Source organism: Nitratifractor sp., from assembly GCF_015487065.1.
Lineage (GTDB): Bacteria > Campylobacterota > Campylobacteria > Campylobacterales > Sulfurovaceae > Nitratifractor.
Window position 1 is genome coordinate 1 of the sequence record NZ_WFQN01000104.1, and the last position, 6431, is coordinate 6431.

Here is a 6431-nt window from a genome sequence, read left to right on the forward strand (position 1 = left end):
ACGATGGTGAGGGAGCCGCCGTTTTCGATGTTGCGTGCGGCACCGAAAAAGCGCTTGGGCTTGTGCAGGGCGTTGGCGTCGACCCCGCCGGAGAGGACTTTGCCGGAGCTGGGGGTGACGGTGTTGTAGGCCCTCGCCAGACGGGTGATGGAGTCGAGGAGGATAATCACATCCTGCCCCAGCTCCACCCGGCGCTTGGCCCGCTCGATAACCATCTCGGCGGTACGGACATGGTTCTGGGCCGGCAGGTCGAAGGTGGAGGCGTAGACTTCGCCCTTGACGCTGCGCTGCATGTCGGTGACCTCTTCGGGGCGCTCGTCCACCAGGAGCACCATCAGGGCCGCTTCGGGGTTGTTGTGGGTGATGCCGTGGGCCACCTCTTTGAGCAGCTCGGTCTTACCGGTCCGGGGTGGAGCCACGATGAGGGCCCGCTGCCCCTTGCCGATGGGGGCAAAGAGATCGATGACCCGGCCGGTGAGCTTCATGGGGTGGTACTCGAGCTTGAGCTTCTCCTGGGGATAGAGCGGCGTGAGGTTGTCGAAAAGGGGGCGTTTTTTGGACTCTTCGGGGGGGAGGTAGTTGATCGCCTCGATCTTGAGCAGGGCGTAGTACTTCTCCTGCTCCTTGGGGGCGCGCACCTGGCCGGTGACGATATCGCCGTTGCGCAGGGCGAAGCGCTTGATCTGGGTGGAGCTGACGTAGGTGTCATTCGAGGAGTTGGCGAAGTTGCCGTCGATGGAACGCAAAAAGCCGTAGCCGTCGTTCATGATCTCCAGAATCCCCGTAAAGAGGATATACCCTCCCTGGCTCACCTGGGCCTTGAGAATCTCGAAGATCAGGTCTTTGCGCTGGTATTCGTTGGGGTTTTCCACCTTGAGCTTGCGGGCGATCTCGACCAGCTCCTCCAGGGGTTTGGTCTGGAGATCTTCGATCTTGTACCCTTCGACCGGTGTGTGGGTGCGTTGATGTTGTTTTTTGCCATTATGATGGCCGTTTTTTTGTCGATTCTCTTCCATGAGTCCTCGTCAATATTGGAGATTGGTAAAAATAGTGCAGGGGTGAAAGCATCACGTCGGAACCTTGCGGTATCCTGCGAAGCACGTTTGTAGTGACGCCATTATAATGCTTTTTGACTTTAAATGTCAAACAGCAGCGTGGGTCAGGGCCAGCCAGACCAGCCAGGGGTAGGTGAGCGGCCCGATGAGCCAGAGCCAGGGGGGCATCTGCATCCTGAGCATCTCTTCCGTCACCGGATCGATCTCGCCACGGACGTAGATTTTGCGGACCATTTCGATCTTGGTGAAGATATCCAGGGTCTTGAGGGCGATCGCCACGACGATGGGCCAGTTGAGCAGATCGTAACGCAGGGAAAGATAAAGGATATAGAGATATCCGGTATGCCCTGCCAGAAGCCAGAAGACCGAGCGGCGGTAGAGCCGCCATACCTTCTCCATCACCCCCTGCATCGAAGGGGCGTACTGCCAGCTTGTCTCCGCAACCTCTGCCAGAAAGCTCAGCGCCACCAGATGCCACAGCTCCATCAGAACCTCTCGATCAGATCGCGGAAGACCCGGTAGAGCCCCTCTACCTCTTCGATCGCCACCCGTTCGTTGGGGGCGTGGATCGTGTCGTTGCGGACCCCGAACTCCACCACCTTGACCCCGTACTCCCCGAAAAAGCGGGCGTCACTGGTGCCGCCGGCGGTGGAGTGTTTGGGAGTGAGCCCCGTGACGGCTTGGATCGACCGGTCCAGGAGCCGCACGATACGAGTCTCGGGATCGGTGACGAAGGGTTTGGCACTTTGGGAGAGTTTGAGCTCATACGCCAGCCCTTCGAAGCGTTCCCGGATGAAGCGTTCCACCTCTTCGAGGCTTGTCGCCGTGGAGTTGCGGACGTTGAACATCATCTTGAGCGTTCCGGGCGTGACGTTGGTCACCTCCATTCCGGCGCGGAGATCGGTGATGACCAGCTTGCTGGGAGCGAAATGCTCGTCACCGCTGTCGAGATCCACTCCCGCGATCTGCGGCAGGATCGGAGCGATGCGATGGATCGGATTGTCCGACTTTTCCGGATAGGCCGCATGTCCCTGCCGTCCGAAAACCTCGATGACGCCGTTGATTGAACCCCGCCGGCCGATCTTGACGGCGTCACCGAAACGCTCTTCGCAGGTCGGCTCCGCCACGACGGCATAATCAGGAAGCCGGCCGATCTCTTTCAGATGCTCCAGCACAATCCGGGTCCCGTATTTCGCTTCCCCCTCCTCGTCGGAGGTCAGCAGCAGAGAGAGGGTTCCGTCGAAGCTCTCCGTCTCTTTCACCGCCTGCAGGAAAGCGGCGACACCGCTCTTCATATCCTGGGCGCCCCGACCGTAGAGCATCCCCCCTTCGATCCGTGGGACGAAAGGATCGCTGTGCCACCCCTCTCCCGGAGGAACCACATCCACATGCCCGGCGAAGCAGAGATGTTCTCCTTCGCCGAACTTCCGAGAGATGAAAAGATTTTTGACGCCCCCTTCATCGACGCGAAGCACTTCAAAACCGGGGAGTGACGCCTGAACGTACTCCATCAGCCCCGCATCCTCCGGCGTCACCGAAGGGGCCGAAAGCAGGCGGATCAAAAGGTCGACGACATTCATGCGACGCCTTCGGCACTGTCATTGCGGATGATCTCGCCGTGCCACTGCATGATCCCGCCCCGGTGGTCGATCAGCTGCTCGGCACCATTGGCTTGGAGAATCTGCTGGACCTGGCCGGTACGATTGCCGGTACGGCAGGTGAGGATCACCGGCTGCTGACGGCTCAGGTCGATCAGTTCCTGTGCCCAGGCCTGGAAGCGGCTGGTGGGCCGCAAGAGATCCACCCCCGGAAGGTGCGCCGCTTCATATTCGAAAAGTTCCCGCACATCCACCAGTACAAAATCGCACGCTCCCGCCTCCCTGGCTTGCAAAAGCGCTTCGAGCCGAGGAGAATCGACGGCATCCACCTCTAACCATTCACTTCGATATTCCATCTGCTTTCCTGATTATAAGAGATTCCGACAGCCCGACAAGCCGCCATAACCGGTCCGAACCCGGCCGATGTAAAACGCATTATACTCCGTCGCCCCCAAAATTGCCTATTCCGGAGACTTAATCACATTTTCTATATAATAAGCCCATCAAGTTACGGAAAAGGATCGCCGTTGCGGATCGATGAGCAAACACTGGAAAAACTCGAAAAGCTCTCTCATTTGAGAATCGCGGAGGAGAAACGAAGCGAAGTGCTGCAGCAGTTGACCGAAATCCTCGAATATGTCGAGAGCCTCAACGAACTCGATACCGAAGCTCTCGACAGCTACTTCTCTACCCTGGAGGGGGGGACCCCCATGCGGGAAGATTTCCCGGGCAACGATCCGGAAGTCCCGAAGATCATTCTGGAACACGCTCCCGAGAGCCGTGACGACTTTTTCATCGTCCCCGCCATCATCGAATAGATCACTCCGTCAAACAGAAGGGAACTCCTATGGTATTCAATATCAAAAAACTTCTTCAGAGCGTCATTGTCCATGACGCCTCCGACCTCCACCTGATTGCAAAGAAAGAGCCCCTACTCCGGGTCGATGGAAAGCTACGCCCCGTCAATATGCCCAAACTCAACGGGGAAGATATCGAGGAGATGTGTTACGGTCTGCTGACCGAAAAGCAGAAAAAACGCTTCGAAGAAGAGAACGAGCTGGACTTCGCCGTGGAACTGGAAGGAATCGGGCGCTTCCGGGTCAACTACTACCGAACACTGGGAGACATGGCTGCCGCTTTCCGGATTATTCCCCTGGATGTCCCCACCCTCGATCAGATCGACGCTCCGCCGGTCTATCGCAAGATGATCAAACGGGAGAAAGGGCTCATCCTGGTCACCGGGCCTACCGGTTCGGGTAAATCGACCACCCTCGCCGCCATGCTCAATGAGATCAACGAAAACGAGTCCAAGCACATCATCACCGTGGAAGATCCCGTGGAGTTCGTCCACCGGCACAAAAAGTGCGTCTTCTCCCACCGGAGCGTCGGAGACGACACCCGGAGCTTCGGCGCGGCGCTCAAATACGCCATGCGGGAAGACCCGGACATCATCCTGATCGGGGAGATGCGGGACAAGGAGACCATCGCCGCCGCCCTGACTGCCGCCGAGACCGGTCACCTGGTCTTTGCCACGCTGCACACCAACTCGGCGCCGGGGACCATCAACCGGATCATCGACGTCTTCAGCGGAGATGAGCAACCCCAGATCCGGGCGATGCTCTCCAGCTCTCTGGTCGCGGTCATCTCCCAGGCGCTGCTGCCCAAAGTCGGCGGCGGACGGGTCGCCGTGCCCGAGATCCTCATCAGCAACCACGCCATCTCCAACCTGATCCGCGAAGACAAGGTCCACCAGATCTATTCGGCCATGCAGTTGGGCCAGGAGGAGACCGGCATGCAGACTCAAACCCAGGTCATGCTGCGGCTGATCCGTCAGGGGGTCATCACCCGGGAAAACGCGATCCAGTGGTCCAACAAGCAGGATGAGCTGATCCGTGCGCTCTAAATCCCGCAGCTGGAAAAAAGGCTCAACGATATGACATTCAACTCTTTCGATCTGATCGTCGCAGCCCTGGTCCTCCTCTTGGGGCTCAAAGGGATCGTCACCGGCTTTCTCCGGGAACTCTTCGGCTTGGTGGGACTGGTCGGCGGCGTCTTCCTGGCTTCCCGGGGGGCCGATCCCCTGGCGAGACTGATCGAGACAAAGCTTTTTCATCTTCCCAACCCCGCTTTGGGCCGTCTGATCGCCTTTGTCCTGATCCTGGCGTTGATCTGGGGCGGTTGTTCCTGGCTCGGCAGACGGATCCAGGAACGCCGGGCAGAACAACGTCCCGGCACCGCCGAGAGGATCGGAGGTTTTCTGGTGGCGGCCTTGAAGTATTTCCTGATCTTTGCCATGATCCTCTCCGCCCTCTACCGTACGCCGGCGATCCACGACAAACTCCGGCACCGGGTTCAGGGGTCTGCCCTCTTTCCGTTGCTGATGCGCTCCGGGAAATTCCTCATCCACTCCGCCCCCTCCACCGGGCAGACCTCGACAAAAAAGCACGGTAGGTAACGCCATGGTCGACTACGATTTTCTTCTGGAAGAGCTTAAGAGGATCCTCAAAGAAAAACAACTAAAATTCACCCGCCAAAGGGAACTGGTGCTCAAGGCACTCTACGAAAACCCGGGCCACTTCTCCCCCGAAGAGATCCACAGGCTCGTCCAGCAGGCTGACCCGGGAGCCAAGGTGGGCATCGCCACGGTCTACCGGACCCTCGGCCTTCTCGAAGAGGAGGGACTGGCCGACTCCATCTCTTTCGGCAAGGAGGGGAAACGGTACGAGATCGGCCTGAAGAAGCACCATGACCACCTCATCTGTATCCGCTGCGGAAAGATCATCGAGTTCTGCGATGAGACCATCGAGAAGCAGCAAGAGGCGGTAGCGAAGAAGTTCGATTTCGAAATGACCGACCACGCCATGAAGATTATCGGCATCTGCAAAGAGTGCAGGGAACATGAGAACGAGAAAAAGTAAAAAACAGGAGCTCCATTGATATTCGACAACCCTTACGTCCAGGAACGCATCAAAAAGGCCGACACTTTGCGCCAGGAGGGGATCAACCCCTACCCCGCCGGCCGCAGTCGCGGTATCCCCTCGGCACAGTTTCTCGCCGAGAACCGGGACCTGCTCGAACGCCCCGAAGGGGAGCGCGTCGCTACCGATCGCCACTACCGCCTCACCGGCCGGGTCAAATTCATCCGCATCATGGGCAAGGCGGCCTTCGCCAAGCTCGAAGACAGCGAAGGGCTGGTGCAGATCTACTACAACCGGGACGACCTTCCCGAAGGGTACTACAACAAGATCAAGAAACTGATCGAGGTGGGCGACATCGTCGAGGCCGAAGGGTACCCCTTCGTCACCCGCACCGGAGAGATCACGCTGCACTGCACCGACCTGCGGATCGTCACCAAAGCGGTCCATCCCCTGCCCGAGAAGTTCCACGGCCTGACCGACCAGGAGATCCGCTACCGCCAACGCTACCTGGATATGATCATGAACCCGGAGGTCAAAGAGACCTTCAAGCTCCGCAGCCGCATCGTCTCTCTGGTGCGCCGTTTTTTTGAAGAAAAAGGCTTCCTCGAAGTGGAAACCCCGATGATGCACCCCATCCCCGGCGGCGCCAACGCCCGCCCCTTCGTCACCCACCACAACGCTCTGGGGGTCGACCGCTACCTGCGCATCGCCCCGGAGCTCTATCTCAAGCGGCTCATTGTCGGGGGGATGGAAGCGGTCTTCGAGATCAACCGCAACTTCCGCAACGAGGGAATGGACGCCACCCACAACCCCGAATTTACGATGATCGAATACTACTGGGCCTGGCACACCTACGAGGA

The 6431-nt window shown here is 58.6% G+C and carries 9 protein-coding genes; 5 read left to right on the forward strand and 4 right to left on the reverse strand.

Going from position 1 to position 6431, the window contains the following annotated elements; genetic code table 11:
* The 4 genes from rho to F8I07_RS05455 form a co-directional block, all read right to left on the reverse strand.
* A partial coding sequence (gene rho, locus F8I07_RS05440; protein WP_292656749.1) for a transcription termination factor Rho occupies positions 1 to 1016 on the reverse strand: 1016 nt, incomplete at its 3' end.
* A gap of 126 nt (positions 1017 to 1142) precedes the next feature.
* Positions 1143 to 1541, reverse strand: a complete 399-nt coding sequence (locus F8I07_RS05445) for a hypothetical protein (protein ID WP_292656750.1) — start codon at positions 1539 to 1541, stop codon at positions 1143 to 1145.
* Positions 1541 to 2635 carry a succinyl-diaminopimelate desuccinylase gene (gene dapE / locus F8I07_RS05450; RefSeq protein WP_292656752.1) on the reverse strand — a complete coding sequence of 365 codons (1095 nt, stop codon included), beginning with the start codon at positions 2633 to 2635 and terminating at the stop codon, positions 1541 to 1543. The genes F8I07_RS05445 and dapE overlap by 1 nt, the downstream gene beginning before the upstream one ends.
* Complete coding sequence (locus F8I07_RS05455; RefSeq protein WP_292656755.1) at positions 2632 to 3009, reverse strand: rhodanese-like domain-containing protein; 378 nt, start codon at positions 3007 to 3009, stop codon at positions 2632 to 2634. The genes dapE and F8I07_RS05455 overlap by 4 nt, the downstream gene beginning before the upstream one ends.
* Positions 3010 to 3180: 171 nt before the next feature.
* Here F8I07_RS05455 and gatC point away from each other — a divergent pair, with 171 nt between their 5' ends.
* From gatC to F8I07_RS05480, 5 genes are all read left to right on the forward strand, one after another.
* The gene (gene gatC / locus F8I07_RS05460; protein WP_292656757.1) at positions 3181 to 3471 is read left to right on the forward strand and encodes an Asp-tRNA(Asn)/Glu-tRNA(Gln) amidotransferase subunit GatC; all 291 of its coding nucleotides are present in this window, start codon (positions 3181 to 3183) and stop codon (positions 3469 to 3471) included.
* A gap of 29 nt (positions 3472 to 3500) precedes the next feature.
* Positions 3501 to 4556 carry a type IV pilus twitching motility protein PilT gene (locus tag F8I07_RS05465; RefSeq protein ID WP_292656760.1) on the forward strand — a complete coding sequence of 352 codons (1056 nt, stop codon included), beginning with the start codon at positions 3501 to 3503 and terminating at the stop codon, positions 4554 to 4556.
* 30 nt (positions 4557 to 4586) lie between these two features.
* Positions 4587 to 5108: a CvpA family protein gene (locus F8I07_RS05470; protein ID WP_292656761.1), complete on the forward strand. Its 522-nt coding sequence runs from the start codon at positions 4587 to 4589 to the stop codon at positions 5106 to 5108.
* Positions 5109 to 5112: 4 nt separating this feature from the next.
* Entirely contained in the window at positions 5113 to 5571 is a 459-nt protein-coding gene (locus F8I07_RS05475) for a Fur family transcriptional regulator (RefSeq protein ID WP_292656764.1), read from the forward strand.
* Positions 5572 to 5586: 15 nt separating this feature from the next.
* Positions 5587 to 6431 (forward strand): amino acid--tRNA ligase-related protein (locus F8I07_RS05480; protein WP_292656766.1); only part of this gene is annotated, 845 nt, incomplete at its 3' end.